The organism is Allocoprococcus comes (genome assembly GCF_013300725.1).
Classification (GTDB): domain Bacteria; phylum Bacillota; class Clostridia; order Lachnospirales; family Lachnospiraceae; genus Allocoprococcus; species Allocoprococcus comes_A.
Genome location: NZ_JAAIMM010000029.1, coordinates 1 through 21,503 on the forward strand (window position 1 = coordinate 1; position 21,503 = coordinate 21,503).

Sequence of the window (21,503 nt, forward strand, 5' to 3'; positions counted from 1 at the left end):
GTCTTGCGTGGATTCCCTGTGCATCTGTTACTACATACTTAAATTCTTTCATGATAAATTCTCCTCTTCTTTTTTCATTTTAGTTTATCTTTTGACAGTACCTTGCTTTTCAAAGCGCCGCCATTATTAAAACAGCTTTTGCTGTTCTATTCTACTGTATCTACGGCAAATAATGGATCGCCGGCTTTAACTTCTCCCGTCGCAAGGAGACGTACTCTCTGATTCTCTTCCAGTTCTGTACAAAGTACCGGTGAACAAAGAGACGGTGCATGTGAAGCCAGGAATGGAATATCGATCTTCATAAGCGGATCGCCTTTTTTCACTTTCTGACCATTTTCTACAAATACTTCAAATCCTTCACCGTTCAGAGATACGGTATCAATACCGATGTGAAGCAGCATACCAAGTCCGCTTTCTGTCTGGAACCCAAGTGCATGCTTTGTTTCAAATACAAAAAGCACTTCTCCATCTTCCGGTGCGCATATCACAGCATCTTCCGGTGTAACAATGGCTCCGTCACCCATCATTTTTCCTGCAAATCCTTCGTCCGGACAGGTTGTAATATCGCCTGCCATACCGGTGATCGGGCTGGATACAACAATTGTATTTACCACTTTTTCCTGTGTTTCATTATTTACATTTACAGTATCTGTATTTTCTTCGGCTGAATTCTCTTCTGACACGGCAGCGCTCTCATAATATTCATCCGGAGCTGTTTCCAGATAATCTTCCAGTTTAGACTTAATCACAGTTACCTGAGGACCATAAATGATCTGGACACCCTGTCCCTTTTTCACAATTCCTCTGGAACCTGTTGTCTTGATGATCTCATCATTTACGCGGGCTGCGTCATGGACTGTGATACGAAGTCTCGTTGCACAGCAATCCACATCACTGATATTTTTCTTTCCGCCAAGTCCCTGTGTGATTGCCTCACTTACCGGATCTGCGGCCCCTGTATTTCCTGCTTTTTCTTTTCCTGCTTCTTTTCTGGCATTTACATCTGCCTTTGTATATAATTTTGTCTCTGTATCATCATCTTCACGTCCCGGTGTCTTGAAGTCAAACTTCTTGATCAGGAAGCTGAAAATAAAGTAATACAGGAAGAAATAAATAATTCCGACCGGAATGATCCGAAGCCAGCTTGTCTTTGCATTTCCCTGCAGGATACCGAAGAGAAACAGATCCAGAAAACCACCGGAGAAGGTAAGCCCTACTGCTATATTCAGGATATGTGCGATCATGTAAGCAGAACCTGCAAGTACTACCTGTACAGCAAAAAGTGCCGGTGCAACAAAAAGGAATGAGAATTCCAGTGGTTCTGTAATACCTGTCATCATGCAGGCAAGTGTTGCTGAAAGAAGAAGTCCTCCTGCCTGTTTTTTCTTTTCCGGTTTTGCACAGCGGTACATTGCAAGTGCCGCTCCCGGAAGTCCGAAGATCATAAAGATAAATTCACCGGAGAAATATCTGGTTGCATCTGCGCTGAAATGTGCAATATTTGCAGAATCAGCAAGCTGTGCAAAGAAGATGTTCTGTCCTCCCTGTACCATCTGTCCCGCAACTTCCATTGTTCCACCGACTGCTGTCTGCCAGAATGGCATATAAAATACATGGTGAAGTCCGAACGGAATCAAAGCTCTCTTAATAATACCAAAAATCAGGGTTCCCAGATATCCGCTTCCGGTTACCAGTCCGCCAAGTGCATAAATTCCATTCTGTACAACCGGCCAGGCAAAATACATTCCAATTCCAACGAACATGTACACCAGTGTAGAAATGATTGGAACAAATCTGGATCCTCCGAAGAACGATAACGCATTTGGAAGAACGATTTTGTGAAAACGGTTATGCAGAGCAGCAACACCAAGTCCTACAATAATACCACCAAACACACCCATCTGTAAGGACTGGATTCCGCAAACAGAAGTGATGGTTCCTTCCAGTACATTCGATGCGATCGTTCCATCTGCGGTAATCTCGCCTGTGATCACAAGCATCGCATTGATCGCAACATTCATAACAAAGAATGCAATCAATGCAGAAAGTGCCGCTACTTCTTTTTCTTTCTTTGCCATACCGATCGCAACCCCAACCGCGAAAATCAGTGGCAGGTTGTCAAATACAGCACTTCCTACTTTGTTCATGATAATGAGTAACGAATTCAGGATGGTTCCGTCTCCTAAAATTTTCTCCAGACCATAAGTCTGGATTGTGGTAGCATTGGTAAACGAGCTACCGAATCCCAGCAGCAGACCCGCTACCGGAAGAATTGCGATTGGAAGCATGAAGGATCTTCCAACTCGCTGCAATACACCAAAAATTTTGTCTTTCATTGCATGTACTCCTTTTCCTCAAGAAATTTTAATTACCTGGCTTATGCCAATGATATTATTTTCTTTCGTGGAAGCCTTTTGTCCGAATTTTTGACACAAAAAAAGGCACTAACCCCACACAAATATCAAAATAATATCTATGTATGGTTAATGCCTGCCGTACAGTTACACACCAAAATCTATAATTTACAATAATTTATTTTTCACTAAATGTCAAGCCTTTTCTAAAATTTTCTTTTTATAATCCTACGGACTGGGCTAAAAGAACCAGAAGCATCAATGGCGCAATTACCTTGATCATTGCAATATAAAGTTTTTCTCTTCCAAACCTGTAACCGCCAAGTGTCACTTCATCGATGATCGCTTTGGGTTTTACAACCCATCCGATCAGAATACAGGTAAGCAATGCCACCATCGGCATCAGGCAGTTATTGCTGATATAATCCATCACGTCCAGAATCTGCGCTACCGTACCGTTCGGAAGTTTAAATTCGAAATAAAGCTTGTTGTATCCAAGACATACGATCACACCAACGATCATTCCATACAAAGTAGTCAGGATCGTTCCTTTTTTTCTGGATACATGGAATTTATCCATCATGCTTGATACGATTGCCTCCATAACAGATACAGAAGAAGTAACTGCCGCAAAAGATACCATCAGAAAGAATACAGTTCCTACCAACACTCCTGCTGACCCCATTGCTTTAAATACTTTTGGCAGAGATACAAACATCAGTCCAGGTCCTGCAGACATTCCTTCAGTTCCCATAAAAGTATAAACAGCCGGAATGATCATAAGTCCTGCCAGAAGCGCTACAAGCGTATCAAAAAACTCAATCTGGTTGATCGACTTCATCAGATTGGTCTCTTTCTTCGCATAGGATCCGTAAGTAACCATAATTCCCATCGCCACACTGATTGAAAAGAAAAGCTGTCCCATTGCATCCATCACAACCGAAAGGAAACTTTTAATCGTCATCCCTGTAAAATCCGGGATCAGGTAAATCGCCAGTCCCTGCATACCGGTTCTCGTCACTCCATCTGCGTTTGTATGTTTCAGGGTAAGGGAAAATACAGAAATCCCGGCGATCAGTACAAACAGGATCGGCATCAGAATCTTACTGTATTTTTCAATTCCTTTATTTACTCCTTTATAGACAACCGTTGCCGTAATAAGCACATAGATCAGCATCCATATGATCGGCTGTCCGACCTGTGTAATATAACCTGTAAAATATCCGTCTTCTGCAGCCTGCGCCCCATGACCTGTAAGAAATACCGACAAATATTTGAGTACCCATCCACCAATCGAGCAATAATACGGAAGAATGATAACCGGTACTGCACATGCAAGCACACCGATTCCTCCCCATCCTTTATGCATCTGCTCATATGCAGTAAGCGGACTCTGTCCTGTCTTACGTCCGATCGCGATCTCTGTTGTCAGCAGCGTAAACCCAAAGGTAAGTGCCAGTACCACATAGCACAGGATAAACACTCCTCCTCCACCTTTTGCTGCCAGATACGGGAATCTCCAGATGTTCCCCAGTCCGACTGCACTTCCTGCAGCCGCCAGCACGAATCCGATCGAACCGGTAAAATTACTTCTCTTCTTTTCCATCTCTTCTACTCTCCTTTTGCGGTGGTACCTCCGTACACACCGTTCCCAGCTTTTTAATAATATAGATCCTATAAGCCAAAAACACCTCCGCCGTGTGGCGAAGGTTCCTTCTTTAGCTTTCTTCTCATTTTAACAATCGGATATAGGAAAGTCAATGGAAGTATTTTACTCATTTTCTTGATCTTTTTTACACCGGGGCAGGCTCTCACCTGCCCCTTTATGAGTAGTATATCAATAATTTTTACAAAACGTCTTATTTTATGCAGTTGCCGGAAGAACACGGGATAAGAATGTCTGTGTTCTTCTCTCTCTTGGTGCTGTAAAAATTGCATCCGGTCTGCCTTCTTCAACAACATATCCGTCTGCCATAAAGATGACCCTGTCTGCCACATCACGTGCAAAGCCCATTTCATGTGTTACAACGATCATCGTCATTCCTTCTTTCGCAAGAGATTTCATAACATCAAGAACATCTCCTACCAGCTCCGGATCCAGCGCAGATGTCGGCTCATCAAACAACAACGCTTTCGGTTCCATCGCCAGTGCTCTTGCGATCGCAACTCTCTGCTGCTGTCCACCTGAAAGTGTACTCGGATATACATCCGCTTTATCCTTTAATCCTACCTTATCCAGAAGTTCCAGTGCTTTTGCATGCGCTTCTTCCTTATTCATGTGTTTGGTAAGGATTGGTGCCATCATAACATTCTGCGCAACTGTCTTAAGCGGAAACAGATTGAATTTCTGAAAAACCATTCCGACTTCCTCACGGAATTTGCGAATGTCACAATTCTTATCAAGAAGATTTTTTCCCTCATACTGTACAGTCCCGCCTGTCGGTCTTTCAAGCTGATTGATACATCTTAAAAATGTACTTTTTCCCGATCCGGAAGGGCCGATGATGCAGACCACTTCGCCTTCATTGATATCAAGATTGATATCCTTTAATACCTCCAGGTTCCCAAATTTCTTCGACAAATGCTTTACTTTAATCATACCAATCACCTCATTTTCCTTTCTATCTGTTTCTGGACAATTATCAGTACCGAAAGTATCACCAGATAAAACGCAGCCAGTGCTGTGTATGTAGGAATTGCCTTAAAGCTCAACGCTGCATACGCCTGTGCCTGATGCGTGATCTCATTAACCGCAATCGCAGATAAAAGTGCGGTATCCTTAACAGAAATGATAAACTGGTTAAATAATGCCGGAAGTGCCGCTTTAAATGCCGGCGGGATAACCAGATGGATCATCGTCTGCGTGCTTGTAAGTCCAAGTGATGCACCTGCTTCTTTCTGTCCCGGATCAATGCTCATCAATGCACCCTTTACAATTTCTGAAATAAATGCACCGGAATTCAATGCGATAACGCCAATTCCCACTGCAGTGCTTCCAATATCGACACCCAAAAGCTTCGGAATTACAAAATATCCGTATAAAGCCTGCACCATAAGTGGGGTTGCCCTGATGATCCAGATGTAAACCTCTGCAATCGCTTTTCCTATTTTATATTTTGACTGAAGCAGGTATCCGCACAGGCTTCCGATCAGGAAGCCAATTGCGATACCGACAACAGCAATTAAAATCGTAAGTTTTAACCCGTCAAACATCATCGGGAGTAAAACATCCAAAAATTTCATATCCATATACTATCTCATCCTATCTGCTGTTTTTTGTTGCTGTCTGTTTCTGCTTATTCACACCATTTAGCGTAAAGTTCATCAGTTGTTCCATTATCAATCAGTACCTTTACAGCTGCATTGATTTTATCATAATATTTGCATTCTTTAGAAATTGCTACGCAATACGGTGCCTGGCCCTGATTAAACTCATCCCCGACTACCTCCAAGTTGCTTTCCGGTGTTGTCTTAATATAGAAATATGCTCCAGGTCCATCCTGAATAACAGCATCTACTTTTCCCTGCTCCAAAGATTCATATGCAGTTGTGATCGTGTCATGTACTTCAAGTGTTGCACTTGTAAGATTCTTGCTTGCATAAGTATGAGATGCGGTTCCCTTTTCAACAGCTATTTTTTTATCCTTCAGATCATCAACACTCTTAATTCCTTTATCGTCGTTTTTATTTACCATAACAACCTGACCGGAATCACAATAGATATCACTGAAGTCCATAACTTCTTTTCTTTCATCTGTTGCACAAAGTGCTGCTGCTCCGATGTCCAGTTTGTTTTCAGCAAGTGAAGTAGTAAGTGCCGAATAATCCATTGCCTGGAGACCACCATCGATTTCGAATCCCAGAAGCTCCTGCAGATCATTTAACAGATCAACATCATATCCGATCAGCGTCTTTCCGTCCTCATCATAGTATGTAAATGGCCCGAAAAGTCCGGTTGTTCCGACTTTCAGTTTGACACCTTTCATGCTGTCCTTCAGCTCGTCTTCTGTATATTCTTTCTTTGTATCAGAGGTTTCCTTTGTATCTTCTTTTTTACTTCCACATCCTGCTCCAAGGACTGTTACCATTGCTGCACACATTAAAACTGCTATTAATCTTTTTTTCATAATAATAATCCTCCTTAACTGTGTAGTGAAAACGTAAGGGCGCATCACAAATTCTTTTGTAATGCGCCCTTGCATTTCCGTCCGCAGACACTCTCTCGTTCCCGGGATTGTTCGAGAAATTACTTTGCACTTCTGATTACTTTCTTTTCTGAAATACAAAAAGGATGCCGCATCTGATGCGACATCCTTGTCTGTTCGGTTCTTTATGAACTTGTGATTATTCTACCGTACTTTCACACTTTAGTCAATGAAACTTTTATCCAAAATTGCCAGTTTTATATATCTCTTTTAAGTAAATTTTCACAAAATTGATTTTCTACAGTATATGTGATACACTATTTCCATATTCATGATCTGGAAAAAGAATATGTCAAGGCACATTCCTTCATCAAAAATGAAGTACTTTTCCAGATCCAAACTGACTGCAAAGGAATTCCTGCGCAAAAAGAATACAAAAAAGGAGATTACAAAACTATGAGTCTTAACAGCACCCCTTCTGCTGACCGCGTACATATCGGTATCTTCGGTCGCAGAAATGCCGGCAAATCCAGTATTATCAACGCTATTACCGGACAGAATCTTGCCATTGTATCTGATGTTCTCGGAACAACAACCGACCCGGTTCCAAAGGCAATGGAGCTTCTCCCACTCGGTCCTGTCGTGATCATTGACACTCCGGGACTTGACGACACTGGAGAACTTGGACAGCTTCGTGTCAAAAAAGCTTACCAGATTTTAAATAAAACGGATATCGCCGTTCTGGTGATCGATGCCTCTCTTGGCATGACACCAGAGGATTTATCCATTTTAAAGAAAATACAGGATAAGAAAATCCCTTACGTTGTGGTAAATAATAAATCCGATCTCTGCTCTTCTGCTGAAAATGGCACAGTCTGTCCGAACCCGGATACGCTACCGGATACTTCTTTTCATTTAGATGCTTCCAACAGTATCGATGTCAGCACCGTAACTGGATATCATATCCATGAATTAAAAGAGCTGATTGCAAGACAGGTGTCAGAAGACGAACAGGACAAGTATCTTGTCCGCGATCTTTTAAGTCCGAATGATTTTGTCGTTCTGGTCGTCCCGATCGACTCTGCCGCCCCGAAAGGACGTCTGATTCTTCCGCAGCAGCAGACCATCCGCGATGTACTGGAAGCCGGTGCAATCTCTATTGTAACCCGTGACACAGAACTGAAAGAAACCCTCGCATCCCTCGGCAAAAAGCCACGCCTTGTCATCACAGACAGCCAGGCTTTTGCCAAAGTATCTGCCGATACACCGGAAGAGATTCCTCTGACTTCTTTCTCGATCCTTCTTTCCAGATACAAAGGAAATCTGAAACTTCAGGTTGAAGGAGCACAGATGCTGGACAAGCTGGAAGATGGCGACAGGATTCTCGTCTGCGAAGGCTGCACCCACCACAGACAATGCGATGACATCGGAACAGTGAAGCTTCCCCGCTGGATCCGCCAGCACACAGGCGATAAAAATCTGGACTTTGTCTTCACCAGTGGAACCGAATTCCCGGTAGATCTGTCACCATATAAACTCATCATTCACTGCGGCGGCTGCACCCTGAACGAACGCGAAATGCAGTACCGCCTCAAATGTGCCGAAGACCAGGGAGTGCCGATTACGAACTATGGAACCGCAATCGCTCACCTGAAGGGCGTACTGGAGCGGAGTCTCATCCCGGTGAGTGGAAGTTTGGAATAGACCTTCGGGCTAAGCGGGGACGAGGTGGCAGTTTCACGCCGGTCTTCATCGCCTGCATTCTGTAAAATTTAATTGGGACGGAAGTTGCGACACCGGACTGATTCGACGGAAAATCTAATGATTTTCCATCTCAGGCAGTCCTCAGATTCCGTACTTGTAGTACGAAATCCGGTCACAATTTCCGTCCCAATTAAATTAACAGACTGCACGGCTCTTACGAATGGCGTGAAACCGTCACCTCGTCCCCGCTCAGCCCTTACGTTATTCAAAGCTTCCGCATTGGCGCATCGTGGATGCGCCTCGCTGTGGATGGAAGGATTGTTTGTTCAGAATTGAAATCCATTCTTATTATATTTACTTTTGTTCTGGTTTATATGTTATGAGTGATTTTGTTTTGGTATAGACACACATAACGGTTGAATAAAGCTTAAAGCCAGGTATCGTTTTAAATTGTCTGCAGCGCCCAGGGCGTCGGATCACGGTGTGGATTTGGCGGTATATGGCGGCGTGTTACAGCCTGTTAATGAAAAAAAGAGAAAAGTGTGATCGGATTTCGTACCACAAGTACGAAACTCCGAAGACTCCTGAGATGGAAAATCATCAGATTTTCCGTCGAATGAGTCTGGTATCACACTTTTCTCTTTCTTTTCATGTTACAGGCTGTTCACGCCAGAGTCCACCGCCAAATCCACACCGTGATCCGACGCCCGTCCCTGCAGCCAAATTTTTTTCAATTAAATATTCTCAATTCTCTTGATTGCTTCCAGCGTATTCTCGTAACTTCCAAATGCTGTCAGACGGAAGTATCCTTCCCCGCTCGGTCCAAATCCCGATCCCGGAGTTCCGACTACATTTGCTTTTTCAAGAAGGAAATCAAAGAATTCCCATGAAGTCATGTTATCCGGTGTCTTTAACCATACATATGGTGAGTTCACTGCTCCGGATACCGTGTATCCGGCATTCTTCAGACCTTCATAAATCGTTTTTGCATTCTTCTGATAATATGCGATCTGCTCTTTGATCTGTGCTTTTCCGGCCTCTGTATAAACAGCAGCTCCGGCTTTCTGCACGATATAAGGTGCTCCATTGTATTTTGTTCCGTGACGTCTTGCCCACAGTGAATGAAGCATCACATCTCCGCACTTAAGATCTTTCGGAATGATTGTTGCGCCAAGACGTACTCCTGTAAATCCGGCATTCTTAGAAAAACTTCTAAGTTCAATCGCACAGGTTCTTGCTCCTTCACATTCAAAAATACTGTGTGGTACATCTTCTTCTGTGATATATGCTTCATATGCAGCATCATAAATGATCACTGCCCCGTTTTTATTTGCATAATCTACCCATTTCTGGAGTTCATCTTTTGTGATAGCCGCTCCGGTCGGGTTGTTCGGGAAACATAAATAGATCATATCCGGTACTTCTTTTGGCAGTTCCGGTACAAATCCATTTTCTGCTGTACAAGGCATGTAGATTACATTGCTCCATGTTTCTGTCTTTGGATCGTATATTCCGGTACGTCCTGCCATTACGTTTGTATCTACATATACAGGATATACCGGATCTCCTACTGCGATTCTGCAGTCAGGTCCAAAAATCTCCTGGATATTTCCAGAATCACTCTTTGCTCCGTCTGAGATAAAGATCTCATCTGCTGCAATATCGCATCCTCTTGCCTGGAAATCATTCTTTGCGATCGCGCTTCTTAAGAATTCATATCCAAGATCCGGTGCATATCCGTGGAATGTCTCTGCGTGTGCCATCTCATCAACTGCACTGTGAAGCGCTTCGATGATTGCAGGTGCAATCGGCTGTGTGACATCACCGATTCCAAGACGGATGATCGGTGCATCCGGATTCGCTGCCGAGAACGCTGCAACTTTTTTGGCAATATTGGAAAACAGATAGCTTCCCGGTAACTTTAAGTAGTTTTCATTTACACTGTACATATGTCGTCTCCTTTGTGATTTGGTCTTTATAGTACACCATCAAATACTTTAACCGCAGGTCCCTCCAAAAACACATGATTTACCTTACGGTCCCATCTGACAGATAACTCTCCACCTAATAATTTAACGATTACTCCCTCATCTGTCAAGTCATTCAGCACAGAAGCCACAACTGCTGCACATGCTCCGGTTCCGCAGGCAAGCGTTTCACCAACCCCCCGCTCCCACACACGAACCTCCATCCGGTCCCTCGCAGTCACATGACAGAACTCGATATTCGCCCTCTCCGGAAATCTCGGATGAAATTCCAACTTCCTTCCTGTCTCCTCCAGAGGAATCCCGTTTATCTCTTCTGAAAAGATTACCGCATGCGGATTTCCCATCGAAATCCCGGTCATGCGGTAGTTCTTCTCCTGTACCTCAATCGGATCATTGATCACCAGATCCTTTTCACTCAGGATCGGAATGCTGTGTGCGTTCAGTCTTGGAACACCCATATCAACCATAGCACCGCAGGCTTTCCCACCATGAATCTGAAGGTGCATGTTACGAATTCCGGATTTCGTCTCGATACTGAGTGTTTCCTTTCCGGTAAGTCCGTAATCATATACATATTTTCCCAGGCATCGGATGCCATTGCCGCACATTCCGGCAACAGATCCATCCGAATTGTATATCTCCATTTTAAAATCAGACACCTTTGACGGACATATCAGAATCAGACCATCCGCTCCGATCCCGTAATGCCTGTCACAAAGTGCTCTTGCAAATCCAGGTGGATCTTCCACCCTTTCTCTGAAGCAGTTTATACACACATAATCATTTCCAAGACCATGCATTTTTGTAAAGATCATATATCCTGCCTCTTCAATCTCCTTTATTCCGCCATAATACTAAGTACCATCTGAGCTGTCTCCACCATATTGACACCGCTCTCCATACTACATTTCTGCAGATAGCGATGCGCTTCTTCCTCCGTCATATTATTACGTTCCATCAGAAGACTCTTTGCCTCTTTTACAAGTGCCTGCTGCTCCGGATTCCGGTTCTTAAGCTCTGCTCTTCTTTTCTTTCTCCGCCTGCTGATCGATTGTGCCATCATCTCGATCGTATTCATCAGATCAAAGACCTTAAACGGCATCGACAGGCTGATCACTCCCGGCGTCCTGTCACTGCATTTTTCCGGCGATGCGATCAGAAGCATCTCAATCGTACCCGGCAGATAATCTCTCAGTTCATTATATAACATATCTGTCATTTTATAACCACAAACTACAATTCCATCATCCAGATTATCTGCCAATTGAACCGCCTGCGCTCCGGTTACCCCCACACCGATCACATCAAATCCATTTCGTACCAGTATATTGCGAATATTGGTTGCAATCTCCTTTTTTGGAAATACAACAATAATACTGCTCATAATACCAGCCTCCTGCCTTTAGAATTGGAAAGTTTCTTTAGAATTTCTGTAAGTACTCATTAATTTCCCATTCTGTAACCTGAGTGCGGTATTCTCTGTATTCTGCGCGCTTTGACTCGATCAGCTTCTGTGACAGTTCTTCTCCTAATACTTCCTGCATAAACTGATCTTTCTGGAATTCTGTGATTGCTTCTCTCAGGCTTGCCGGAAGCTCCTCAATTCCAAGTGCATTTTTCACCACATCTGTCATTTCGTAAATATTCTCATCCACACTCTCCGGCGGCAGGATCTTGTTTTTAATTCCTTCCATTCCGGCAGCCAGACATACGGCAAGTGCCAGATATGGATTTGCTGCCCCATCCGGACTTCTGAGTTCGACTCTTGTGCTTTTCCCTGACACCCGTGGAATACGGATCAGAGGAGTCCGGTTATTCGCTGACCAGGCAATATATACCGGTGCCTCATATCCGGGAACCAGTCTCTTATAGGAATTCACGATCGGATTTGTGATAAAGCTGATCGCTTTGATATGTTTCATAAGTCCGCCGATAAAATAATATGCCTCCTGGCTCAGACCATTCGGATCTTTTTCATCTGCAAAAACATTCTTTCCATCTCTTGACAGAGACATATTCAGATGCATTCCTGAGCCATGGATACCATCCTTTGGCTTTGGCATGAATGTAGCATGAAGCCCGTGTCTTTTTGCGATTGTTTTGGTAACAAGCTTAAATGTCATGATATTGTCCGCTGCATCCAGCGCCTCTGTATATTCCAGGTCGATCTCATGCTGTGCCGGTGCCATCTCGTGATGAGATGCCTCCACACCGTACCCCATATCTTCCATTGTAAGAACGATATCACGTCTTGCATTCTCTCCCTGGTCCAAAGGTCCCAGATCAAAATATCCTGCACGTTCATTGGAAATCGTCGTCGGATTTCCCGCATCATCCGTTTCAAACAGGAAAAATTCGCATTCCGGTCCTACGTTAAAGTCATATCCCATCTCTTTTGTCTCGGAAAGTACCTTCTTAAGAACATGTCTCGGATCGCTTTCGTAAGCTGTTCCATCCGGTCTGTAAATATCGCAGATAAATCTTGCAACCTTTCCCTGCTGCGGCCGCCACGGGAAAATTTCAAATGTATTCAGATCCGGGTGCAGATACATATCCGATTCTTCGATTCTGGCAAATCCTTCTATCGAAGATCCGTCAAACATGCATTTGTTATCCAGTGCTCTCTTAAGCTGGCTTACTGTAATCGCTACATTCTTCATTGTTCCGAAAATATCGGTGAACTGCAGCCTGATAAATCCTACGTCTTCTTCCTCGACAAGATTCAGGATATCTTCTCTCGTATAATTTTTCATACTCATACAAATCCTCCTGTTTTTACTACTCATAAATAAAATATCAAAAAGTCTCATGTTAAAGACTGATGATAATCGAGCAGGCTGACTCCTACTCGATTCGTATACTTTGCGCACCATCTCGCTTAACAGCCAGGTGATGTACATTCGCCAAATGCAGATTCTTGTGCAAGCACAAATCTGCACTTGGCTCATCGTATACACAAAAAGGGCGTTCTCAATCCCTTTTGAAAACGCCCTTGTTTGTTATATTATAATTTTCGTCTGAATATTTGTCAATACTCTTAGTCTTCTACGAGTGCTGCTGTGATGATTGCCATAGAATAAACCTCTTCTGCATTGCATCCACGGGACAGGTCATTGATCGGTGCATTAAGGCCAAGAAGGATCGGTCCGTATGCATCAAAGTTACCAAGTCTCTGTGCGATCTTGTATCCGATGTTACCTGCGTTGATATCCGGGAAGATAAATGTATTTGCCTGACCTGCTACTTCACTGTTCGGGCATTTTGTTCTTGCAACACGCGGAGATACAGCTGCATCAAACTGAAGCTCTCCTTCGATTGGAAGTGAAGGATACAGTTCTTTTGCTTTTGCTGCTGCATTGCGCATCTTATCTACATCTTCTCCTTTTCCAGAACCAAGTGTAGAATAGCTCAGGAATGCAACTTTTGGATCGATACCAAAATGTTTACCACATTCTGCTACTTCCCATGCGATTTCTGCAAGCTGATCCTCTGTTGGTTTGAGGTTGATCGCGCAGTCACCCATAGCAAGAACTTCGTTCTCACCTGTAGCTGACGGACGAACCAGAATGAAGCAGGAAGATACACAGCTTGATCCCGGTTTGGTCTTGATCAGCTGAAGTGCCGGACGTACGGTGTCTGCTGTAGAGTAAGTAGCTCCTCCAAGAAGTGCGTCTGCAACGCCCATCTTAACCAGCATAGTTCCAAAAAAGTTGCTGCTCTTAAGTGTCTTTGCTGCCTGCTCCGGTGTAACCCCTTTGCTTTTACGAAGTTCGCAGAACAGTTCTACCATCTCATCGAATCTGTCATAGTTGTCCGGATCGATGATCTCTCCGCCACGAATGTTGTATCCATATTTTTCTGATGCTTCTAATACTGCTTCTTTATTTCCAACAAGAATTGGTGTAAGGAAGTTTCCTGCTAAAAGACGGGAAGCTGCCTCAAGAATTCTTTCATCTGTTCCTTCTGTAAAAACGATAGTTTTTGGGTTCTCTTTCAGAGCATGAATCATCATGCCGAAGCCTTTCATATTGTCCATTATATTGCCTCCTTATTTCGTGTGTTCGATACTTTCACATATACTTTACCACGTTTTTTTTGGATTGCAATCTAATTAAATTTTTAACAAGGATTGTATTTAAAAATAACCAAAAACCGACGTTTTTCCCCTATTTACGGTATCCTTTATAGCCTTTCAGATTGTTGGCAAGAGCCATAACGATCGTATCCACATCATCTACCATCAGTTTTACACGTTCCGTAATCTGCTCTTCCTCAATCCCGTTTTCATATACATCCTTGAAATAGCCTTCAAAGAGCATGCACACCATCCGGTTTAATTTTACTGCATTGTCATATGTAATACCACCGACATTGATACACCGCTTGCACATCTCAAAATCACGAGCAAGAAAGCTTGGTGTCTGAAGCATATTGTAGAAAAAACGGTTAACATTTACAATGTCCTCCGGAAACATTTCATAATATTCCCGCATTGCTTCTTTGAGCTTTACATTGTTATACTCAAAAAATAACAGATTATATGCTTCCGGATTATGAAATGCCTCCGTTGCATAACAATCCCACACCCCTACATATACCTGCCACATATTCTTCCAGGATTTTTCAGCCTCATTCAGCCTGTCAATGTAACCGGTTAAAATTCTGAGTTCTGCATAGTATAAAAGTTCAGACACATTATCAAAGTACCTGTACAGACTTGCTGATGAGCACCCCATCTCCTTAGCAATCCTGCGGATAGATACTGCCTGAATCCCTTCTTGCTGAATGATCTCATGTGCTTTCTGGATATAATCCCTTCTGGATAATCCTTTAAAATAATTGCTGCTCGTACTCTGTTTCTGTTCTTCCATAGTTGCCTCTCATTTTCCATGTGAATCTCTACACAGATTGTATCCGGCACTCTTCCGTACCGAATTCAACCATTTTTTAATTTTAGTCATATTACTTTTTATTATACATGATTCTGTTTTTGATATAAAATAGAAAAAAGCTATAATATCTCATAGCTTTTTTCTATACATTATACCTTTATTTTCCCACTTGTAAACAGTTTTTTAACAATGAAAAATAAGCTCCATTTTTGTTCCTTTTCCTTCTTCACTTTCCACATGGATTTCTGCATTATGCAAAAGTGCTCCATGCTTTACAATCGAAAGGCCCAGACCTGTTCCGCCGGTCTCTCTGGAATGGCTCTTATCCACCCGGTAAAAGCGCTCAAAAATACGGTCCTGATGCTCTTTTGGGATTCCGATCCCGGTATCCTGGACAATGACCTTTTTCCCGTTCAGTGTATTTCCAACCCAGATATTTACTTTTCCATTTTCTTTATTGTATTTGATGGCATTTTCACAGATGTTGTAGATCATCTCATCCAGGATCTGACGGATTCCAAAACATTCCACATGTTCTCCTACCACTTCAACCTGTATTCTGCGTTTTTCTGCCTGAAGCGCCAGACGGCTCACGATCTCCCTTGTCATCTGATACAGATCCACATTCTCTTTTTCAAGCTCCACACTGCCCTCATCCAGCTTTGACAGCTTGATAATATCACCGACCAGAGTGATCATCCTGCTTGCCTCTTTATAGATCCGTTCACTGAATCCCTGCATATCTTCCGATTTTACAAGACCGTTCATCATAATTTCTGCATATCCCGAAATTGAGGTCAGAGGCGTCTTCAGCTCATGAGAAACATTTGCAGAGAATTCTCTCCTCATCTGTTCAATTGCTGCTTTTTCTTTATTCTGCCTGTCAATTCTTTCAAGCAGCGGATGTAACTCTTCATATACATCATTTTCCAGTGGTTCTTCCAGATCCAGATTGTTAATCGGTGCAATCAGTCTTTTCACCTGATGCCTTGTCATAAACCACGCAACACATGCCATCATGACCCCGATCGCAATCATATACGGTAAGATCATGAATGCTGTATTCCAGACCGTATCCATGCCTTTTGACACACGCAGGACAGAGCTATCATCCATCTTCAGCGCATAATAGTACATCTCCTGTCCTTTGCTGTCTGACATACGGATATCCTGTCCACTGCCATTTGCCAATGCCTCTTTGAATTCTTTTCTTGATTTGTGGTTTGCCAGCGTTTCCTGATCATCTCCGGTATCATAAAGTACTTTTCCGTCTTTATCGATCCATGTTACCCGGGTATTCTTGCTGACCTTATCCATGGTACCAAAATATTCTTCTCCGGATATATCTATTGCCGCCCGGATATATTCTGCCTCCTGAACCAGTTCACTGCGCCGGATATCCAACGCCTGCCGGTAAATAACCAGAGTAACCAGAATATATGAGATCAGAAGTGACATCGTAACCACAAAAATCATACTTTTCTGGATTCTATTTCGCATCGATCTCTCCTATACGGTATCCAACTCCACGGACAGTCTCAATATATTCTCCTGCCTGTCCCAGCTTCTGGCGCAGGGTTCTTACATGGACATCTACCGTTCTGGTCTCACCGTCAAAATCATATCCCCAGATTTCTTCCAGTAATTTATCTCTTGTCAGAACAATATTCTGATTCTCCATAAGTTTTCTCAACAGCTCATATTCTTTCAATGTTAATGCTACCGGTTCTCCCGCTACCGTTACTTCATGCTTTTTACGGTCCATGCGGATCTCACCCAGCACATAGGTATCATCCTCTTCTTTTTTCGATGTCCGTCTGAGTACTGCACGGATTCTGGATACCAGTTCCATCATTCCAAATGGTTTGGTCACATAATCATCTGCTCCCGCATCCAGTCCCATGACCTTGTCATATTCTGCACCCTTTGCCGTAACCATGATGACCGGAATATCTTTGGTTCTCCCGGAAGTCTTCAGCTTCTTCAGGATCTCCATTCCATCTTCTCCCGGGAGCATGATATCAAGCAAAATCAGCTCTGGCAGTTCCTCTGCCAGAGCTTCAAAGAATGATGTGCCTTCTTCAAATCCACGGGCCTCAAATCCCGTAGTTTCAAGTGTATATACTACTAATTCCCGGATATTCGCTTCATCCTCCACACAAAAAATCATTCTCGTTCTCCTTTAATCTCTTTTAGATTGCAGTTCCGCCTGCATGAATACCTGTAATTGAAAATTCAACCCACTCTGCAATATTTGTTGCATGATCTCCGATCCTCTCCAGATATTTTGCGATCATGATCAGGTCGATTGCCTCATCTCCGGCATTTCCTTTGTGATCAGAAATAAATTTTACCAGATCTCCTTTTACCAGATCAAAAAGATCATCTACCTCATCATCTGCTGCCATGACTCTTCTCGCAAGCTCCAGATCTTTCTGTACATAGGCAGATACACTGTCTCTTACCATCTTTACTGTCGACTCTGCCATCCGGTTAATATCCTTCAGACTCTTTTCCTCTGTTGATTTCGTTGCAATCACAATATCTGCAATATCCGCAGTCTGATCTCCGATACGTTCCATATCCGTGATCATCTTAAGTGATGCCGAGATCCTTCGCAGATCCCGCGCTACCGGCTGCTGCTGAAGTAAAAGCTTCAGGCAGAGATTTTCAATTTCTTTTTCCATCTGATCGATCTCGCTGTCTGCTGTAATGACAGCCTTTGCTCTGGCAATATCATGTCCTTCCAGGGCTCCTGTTGCTTCCTCGATTGCCGTCTCGCAAAGTTCTCCCATATGAATAAGCATCTCATTAAGTTCTTCCAGCTGTCTGTCAAATCTGTTCCGCATTTAACCAAACCTCCCTGTAATATAATCTTCTGTCCTCTTATCGGACGGGATCGAGAATAATTTTTCAGTATCATTATATTCTACAACTTCTCCAAGAAGGAAAAATGCGGTGTTGTCCGACACTCGGACTGCCTGCTGCATATTATGAGTTACCATAACGATAGTATAATCTTTTTTCAGTTCCATCGCAAGGTCTTCTATCTTGGATGTTGAAATCGGATCCAGTGCGGAAGTCGGTTCATCCATCAGAAGTACTTCCGGCTCTACTGCAAGTGCACGTGCAATGCAAAGTCTCTGCTGCTGTCCACCGGACATACCAAGTGCACTCTTTTTCAGACGGTCCTTACACTCGTCCCAGATAGCTGCATTACGCAGTGATTTTTCTACAATATCATCCAGTTTTGCCTTTGAACGGATTCCGTGCGTTCTCGGTCCGTAAGCAATATTATCATAAATGCTCATCGGGAATGGATTTGGTTTCTGGAATACCATTCCGACTCTTTTTCTCAGGACATTTACATCCATTCCTTTAAAAATATTCTGTCCGTCCAGAAGGATCTCTCCGTCAATCCGGCATCCTTCTACCAGGTCATTCATGCGGTTGATCGACTTGAGAAGTGTGGATTTACCACAACCACTTGGCCCGATAAACGCTGTGATCTTATTTGGCTCAATTTCAAGATTGATATTTTTCAGTGCTTTGAAATCGCCATAATATAAATCAAGATTTTTTACACTTATCTTTGACATTTTCTTTTCCTCTCTATGCTTTCGTCAGTTTCTTCGCAACCACGCCGGAAAGGGTGTTGATCGTAACAACCAGTACAAGCAAAATAACTGCTGTCGCATACGCCTGGTCCATATACAGTCCTTCACTGGACAGCATATACATATGGATCGCCAGTGTACGGCCGGAACCAAGTACATTCTTTGGCACCTGTGCAACCGTTCCTGCTGTGTAAATCAGTGCTGCCGTCTCTCCTACGATACGTCCGATGGCAAGGATCACACCTGCCAGGATTCCAGGCACTGCTGATGGAAGTACAATACGGAATACCGTACGGAGCTTTCCTGCTCCAAGTCCAAAGCTTCCTTCTCTGTAAGAATCCGGAACCGCTTTGAGTGCTTCTTCTGTCTGGCGCATGATCAGCGGAAGAATCATGATCGATAAGGTAAATGCACCTGCCAGGATGGAAAATCCCCATTTCAGTGTATTTACAAAGAACAGCATACCGAACAGTCCATATACGATTGACGGAATACCGGAAAGTGTCTCCGTAGTAAGACGGATCACTTCAATAAATTTATTTCCTTTTCCTGCATATTCTACAAGGAAGATCGCTGAAAAAATTCCAAACGGTACTGCAATCAGAAGAGAAAGCAGTGTCATAACGACCGTATTGATCAGCGCCGGTATAACGGATGCATTCTCTGAGGTATAATGTAACGAGAACAAAGACGGCTTGATATACGGAATTCCATTTACCAGAATATAAAAGATCAGGAACAAAAGCAGTGCAAATGTGATAAATGCTGCAAGCATTACCAGAAGCATCAAGATCATGGATCCCGGATGTCTTAAATAGCTCTTTACCTTATCTGCAAAATTTTCCCGGTTGACTCCCACAGTTTTTTTCATCTGATTACTCATGTTCACCCCTCCTCTTAAGCAGCGCAACACTAAAATTGATGATCAGGATAAATACAAAAAGTACGACTCCTGTTGCAATCAGCGCTTCCCTGTGAAGTCCGGTCGCGTATCCCATCTCGATCACGATGTTACCGGTCAGGGTACGGACACCGAGTAAAATATTATTTACCAGTCGTGGCTGGTTTCCTGCGATCATGATCACCGCCATCGTTTCACCGATCGCACGTCCGATTCCAAGGACAACCCCTGTGATCACACCGGACTTTGCCGCCGGAATCACAACTTTGAAAATACTTCTTTCCTGGGTTGCGCCAAGTGCCAGCGAGCCTTCATAGTACTGTGGCGGCACTGCACGCATTGCACTTTCTGTTGTCCCGATGATCGTTGGAAGGATCATCATACCAAGTACAATTGATGTAGTCAGGATTCCTTTTCCATCGCCGGATTCTTCAACCAGTCCCATCATCTTTAAAGTTCTTCCGAAGTCCCGGATGATCGGAACTACGATCACCATACCGAAGAAGCCATATACAACCGAAGGAATACCTGCAAGCAGTTCGGTTGCTGCTTTTAACGGCTTATAAATCTTCTTCGGACAATACATTGCCATGAATACCGAGGTCAGGATTCCGATCGGAACTCCGAATATGATCGCCCCTGCCGTCACATAGATACTTCCAATGATCATCGGGAAGATACCGAAGAGTTCATTTCCAGGCCGCCAGATATCACCGGTTATAAATTTTACAAATCCTATCTGTCTGATTGCAGGGATTCCATTTGCAAATAAGAAGATGCAAATGAGAGCTACCGCCAGTACCGAAGCACAGGCGGCAATGAAGAACACTCCCTGCATGACTTTTTCAGTCCATGCTTTTGATTTCATTCTTTAATTTCCTCTTTGATTTATTTGGAAACTTCATCCCATGTAGTAACATCTCCAACGTAGATGGATTTCACCTGATCTGCTGAAAGTTCATCTGCCGGGTTTGCTTTGTTTACGATAACTGCGATACCATCTGTTGCGATAACAGTTGCTTCAAGTTCTGCTGCTTCGTCATCTTTCAGTTCTCTTGATGCCATACCGATGTCATAGCTTCCTTCGATTGTAGATGTCATACCTGTTGTAGAATCTGATGTCTGAAGTTCGATTTCTGCATTCGGGTTTACTGCTTTGTAAGCTTCGATCAGTTTTTCCATCAGTGGTGATACAGAAGAAGATCCACCAACTACACATTTACCAGATGGTTTTGATCCTGCATAATCTTCTACATCAGATACCGGAATGTATTTTTCATCAGCAACCACTTTCTGTCCTTCTGTGCTCATGATGTATGCCATGAAATCTTTTGCTACTTCGTTGTCAAGATCTTTCTTGATTGCAATGTTGAATGGTCTTGATACTTTGTAAGATCCGTTTTCAATGTTGTCTGCTGTTGCTTCTGCTCCGTCGATTTTTAATGCTTTTACGCTGTCATTTAAAGAGCCAAGGGAAACATAACCAATTGCATATTCATCACCTGCTACTGTTGTAAGCATTACAGATGTATTGTTTGTGATCTGTGCATCTGTTGTTGTCATATCAACCTTTGTTCCATCATCCTGTTTTTCTTCAATTCCGAACAGTTCGATGAAAGCTCCTCTTGTACCGGATCCATCTTCACGGGATACGATTGTAATGTCGTTTGATGTATCGAAATCACTTCCGCTGTCTGTGCTGCTATCTGCACTGCTGTCTGCGCTCTTATCAGATGATGATCCGCCGCATCCAACTGCCATTGTTGCTGCCATTGCTGCTACAAGTGTTACTGCCATTAATTTTCTGAATTTCATAATACTAAAATCCTCCGTTTTATGTGTTTTTGTTTTTTCTTTTCTTCACGGTCTCTATCATATAAAACGGTTGTAAAATCTGAAATC

General features: G+C 43.1%; 19 protein-coding genes. 1 reads left to right on the plus strand and 18 read right to left on the minus strand.

Translation table 11 applies throughout. The annotated features are described in order from the left end of the window. Nucleotides 1-146 precede the first annotated feature (146 nt). The 5 genes from G4407_RS13520 to G4407_RS13540 form a co-directional block, all read right to left on the minus strand. Nucleotides 147-2,336 (minus strand): PTS transporter subunit IIABC, encoded by a 2,190-nt coding sequence (locus tag G4407_RS13520; RefSeq protein WP_173689288.1) that lies wholly within the window; start codon nucleotides 2,334-2,336, stop codon nucleotides 147-149. A 238-nt stretch (nucleotides 2,337-2,574) separates the two neighbouring features. Continuing rightward, nucleotides 2,575-3,960, minus strand: coding sequence for a sodium-dependent transporter (locus tag G4407_RS13525; protein ID WP_173689289.1), 1,386 nt, complete (start codon nucleotides 3,958-3,960; stop codon nucleotides 2,575-2,577). Nucleotides 3,961-4,218: 258 nt separating this feature from the next. Next, on the minus strand, nucleotides 4,219-4,962 hold the full coding sequence (locus tag G4407_RS13530; RefSeq protein ID WP_334297102.1) for an amino acid ABC transporter ATP-binding protein: 744 nt from the start codon (nucleotides 4,960-4,962) through the stop codon (nucleotides 4,219-4,221). After that, the gene (locus G4407_RS13535; RefSeq protein WP_173689291.1) at nucleotides 4,959-5,603 is read right to left on the minus strand and encodes an amino acid ABC transporter permease; all 645 of its coding nucleotides are present in this window, start codon (nucleotides 5,601-5,603) and stop codon (nucleotides 4,959-4,961) included. The genes G4407_RS13530 and G4407_RS13535 overlap by 4 nt, the downstream gene beginning before the upstream one ends. Nucleotides 5,604-5,650: 47 nt before the next feature. Next, nucleotides 5,651-6,481 carry a transporter substrate-binding domain-containing protein gene (locus tag G4407_RS13540; RefSeq protein ID WP_173689292.1) on the minus strand — a complete coding sequence of 277 codons (831 nt, stop codon included), beginning with the start codon at nucleotides 6,479-6,481 and terminating at the stop codon, nucleotides 5,651-5,653. Nucleotides 6,482-6,955: 474 nt separating this feature from the next. Between G4407_RS13540 and hydF the strand changes: the two genes are divergently transcribed. Beyond that, the gene (gene hydF, locus G4407_RS13545; protein ID WP_173689293.1) at nucleotides 6,956-8,203 is read left to right on the plus strand and encodes a [FeFe] hydrogenase H-cluster maturation GTPase HydF; all 1,248 of its coding nucleotides are present in this window, start codon (nucleotides 6,956-6,958) and stop codon (nucleotides 8,201-8,203) included. Between the two features lie 734 nt (nucleotides 8,204-8,937). Here the strand turns inward: hydF and G4407_RS13550 are convergent. From G4407_RS13550 to G4407_RS13610, 13 genes are all read right to left on the minus strand, one after another. After that, nucleotides 8,938-10,152 carry an LL-diaminopimelate aminotransferase gene (locus G4407_RS13550; protein ID WP_173689294.1) on the minus strand — a complete coding sequence of 405 codons (1,215 nt, stop codon included), beginning with the start codon at nucleotides 10,150-10,152 and terminating at the stop codon, nucleotides 8,938-8,940. Nucleotides 10,153-10,178: 26 nt separating this feature from the next. After that, nucleotides 10,179-11,006 carry a diaminopimelate epimerase gene (dapF, locus tag G4407_RS13555; RefSeq protein WP_173689295.1) on the minus strand — a complete coding sequence of 276 codons (828 nt, stop codon included), beginning with the start codon at nucleotides 11,004-11,006 and terminating at the stop codon, nucleotides 10,179-10,181. 23 nt (nucleotides 11,007-11,029) lie between these two features. Beyond that, entirely contained in the window at nucleotides 11,030-11,575 is a 546-nt protein-coding gene (locus G4407_RS13560; RefSeq protein ID WP_173689296.1) for an ANTAR domain-containing response regulator, read from the minus strand. Between the two features lie 37 nt (nucleotides 11,576-11,612). Beyond that, nucleotides 11,613-12,944, minus strand: coding sequence for a type I glutamate--ammonia ligase (glnA, locus tag G4407_RS13565; RefSeq protein ID WP_173689323.1), 1,332 nt, complete (start codon nucleotides 12,942-12,944; stop codon nucleotides 11,613-11,615). A 284-nt stretch (nucleotides 12,945-13,228) separates the two neighbouring features. Then, nucleotides 13,229-14,218, minus strand: a complete 990-nt coding sequence (pta, locus tag G4407_RS13570) for a phosphate acetyltransferase (protein ID WP_173689324.1) — start codon at nucleotides 14,216-14,218, stop codon at nucleotides 13,229-13,231. Between the two features lie 139 nt (nucleotides 14,219-14,357). Then, nucleotides 14,358-15,062: a TetR/AcrR family transcriptional regulator gene (locus G4407_RS13575; RefSeq protein ID WP_173689297.1), complete on the minus strand. Its 705-nt coding sequence runs from the start codon at nucleotides 15,060-15,062 to the stop codon at nucleotides 14,358-14,360. Nucleotides 15,063-15,266: 204 nt separating this feature from the next. Next, entirely contained in the window at nucleotides 15,267-16,583 is a 1,317-nt protein-coding gene (locus G4407_RS13580; protein WP_173689298.1) for a sensor histidine kinase, read from the minus strand. Further along, a complete protein-coding gene (locus G4407_RS13585) occupies nucleotides 16,573-17,253 on the minus strand; it encodes a winged helix-turn-helix domain-containing protein (protein ID WP_008368508.1) in 681 nt (226 codons plus the stop codon). Before G4407_RS13585 ends, G4407_RS13580 begins: the two co-directional genes overlap by 11 nt. 22 nt (nucleotides 17,254-17,275) lie before the next feature. Continuing rightward, a complete protein-coding gene (phoU, locus tag G4407_RS13590; protein ID WP_173689299.1) occupies nucleotides 17,276-17,932 on the minus strand; it encodes a phosphate signaling complex protein PhoU in 657 nt (218 codons plus the stop codon). Next, nucleotides 17,933-18,682: a phosphate ABC transporter ATP-binding protein PstB gene (gene pstB / locus G4407_RS13595; protein WP_055158199.1), complete on the minus strand. Its 750-nt coding sequence runs from the start codon at nucleotides 18,680-18,682 to the stop codon at nucleotides 17,933-17,935. 13 nt (nucleotides 18,683-18,695) lie between these two features. Further along, entirely contained in the window at nucleotides 18,696-19,571 is an 876-nt protein-coding gene (pstA, locus tag G4407_RS13600; protein ID WP_420315004.1) for a phosphate ABC transporter permease PstA, read from the minus strand. 4 nt (nucleotides 19,572-19,575) lie between these two features. Then, nucleotides 19,576-20,469 carry a phosphate ABC transporter permease subunit PstC gene (gene pstC / locus G4407_RS13605; protein ID WP_173689301.1) on the minus strand — a complete coding sequence of 298 codons (894 nt, stop codon included), beginning with the start codon at nucleotides 20,467-20,469 and terminating at the stop codon, nucleotides 19,576-19,578. A 20-nt stretch (nucleotides 20,470-20,489) separates the two neighbouring features. Continuing rightward, nucleotides 20,490-21,416 carry a substrate-binding domain-containing protein gene (locus G4407_RS13610; protein WP_173689302.1) on the minus strand — a complete coding sequence of 309 codons (927 nt, stop codon included), beginning with the start codon at nucleotides 21,414-21,416 and terminating at the stop codon, nucleotides 20,490-20,492. Between the last annotated feature and the right edge of the window lie 87 nt (nucleotides 21,417-21,503).

Bases quoted from the DNA above. Each gene is read 5' to 3' on its own strand.
- G4407_RS13520 (WP_173689288.1), bottom strand. From the start codon at position 2,336: ATGAAAGACAAAATTTTTGGTGTATTGCAGCGAGTTGGAAGATCCTTC.
- G4407_RS13525 (WP_173689289.1), bottom strand. From the start codon at position 3,960: ATGGAAAAGAAGAGAAGTAATTTTACCGGTTCGATCGGATTCGTGCTG.
- G4407_RS13535 (WP_173689291.1), bottom strand. From the start codon at position 5,603: ATGGATATGAAATTTTTGGATGTTTTACTCCCGATGATGTTTGACGGG.
- G4407_RS13540 (WP_173689292.1), bottom strand. From the start codon at position 6,481: ATGAAAAAAAGATTAATAGCAGTTTTAATGTGTGCAGCAATGGTAACA.
- hydF (WP_173689293.1), top strand. From the start codon at position 6,956: ATGAGTCTTAACAGCACCCCTTCTGCTGACCGCGTACATATCGGTATC.
- G4407_RS13550 (WP_173689294.1), bottom strand. From the start codon at position 10,152: ATGTACAGTGTAAATGAAAACTACTTAAAGTTACCGGGAAGCTATCTG.
- dapF (WP_173689295.1), bottom strand. From the start codon at position 11,006: ATGATCTTTACAAAAATGCATGGTCTTGGAAATGATTATGTGTGTATA.
- G4407_RS13560 (WP_173689296.1), bottom strand. From the start codon at position 11,575: ATGAGCAGTATTATTGTTGTATTTCCAAAAAAGGAGATTGCAACCAAT.
- glnA (WP_173689323.1), bottom strand. From the start codon at position 12,944: ATGAAAAATTATACGAGAGAAGATATCCTGAATCTTGTCGAGGAAGAA.
- pta (WP_173689324.1), bottom strand. From the start codon at position 14,218: ATGAAAGGCTTCGGCATGATGATTCATGCTCTGAAAGAGAACCCAAAA.
- G4407_RS13575 (WP_173689297.1), bottom strand. From the start codon at position 15,062: ATGGAAGAACAGAAACAGAGTACGAGCAGCAATTATTTTAAAGGATTA.
- G4407_RS13580 (WP_173689298.1), bottom strand. From the start codon at position 16,583: ATGCGAAATAGAATCCAGAAAAGTATGATTTTTGTGGTTACGATGTCA.
- G4407_RS13585 (WP_008368508.1), bottom strand. From the start codon at position 17,253: ATGATTTTTTGTGTGGAGGATGAAGCGAATATCCGGGAATTAGTAGTA.
- phoU (WP_173689299.1), bottom strand. From the start codon at position 17,932: ATGCGGAACAGATTTGACAGACAGCTGGAAGAACTTAATGAGATGCTT.
- pstB (WP_055158199.1), bottom strand. From the start codon at position 18,682: ATGTCAAAGATAAGTGTAAAAAATCTTGATTTATATTATGGCGATTTC.
- pstA (WP_420315004.1), bottom strand. From the start codon at position 19,571: ATGAAAAAAACTGTGGGAGTCAACCGGGAAAATTTTGCAGATAAGGTA.
- pstC (WP_173689301.1), bottom strand. From the start codon at position 20,469: ATGAAATCAAAAGCATGGACTGAAAAAGTCATGCAGGGAGTGTTCTTC.
- G4407_RS13610 (WP_173689302.1), bottom strand. From the start codon at position 21,416: ATGAAATTCAGAAAATTAATGGCAGTAACACTTGTAGCAGCAATGGCA.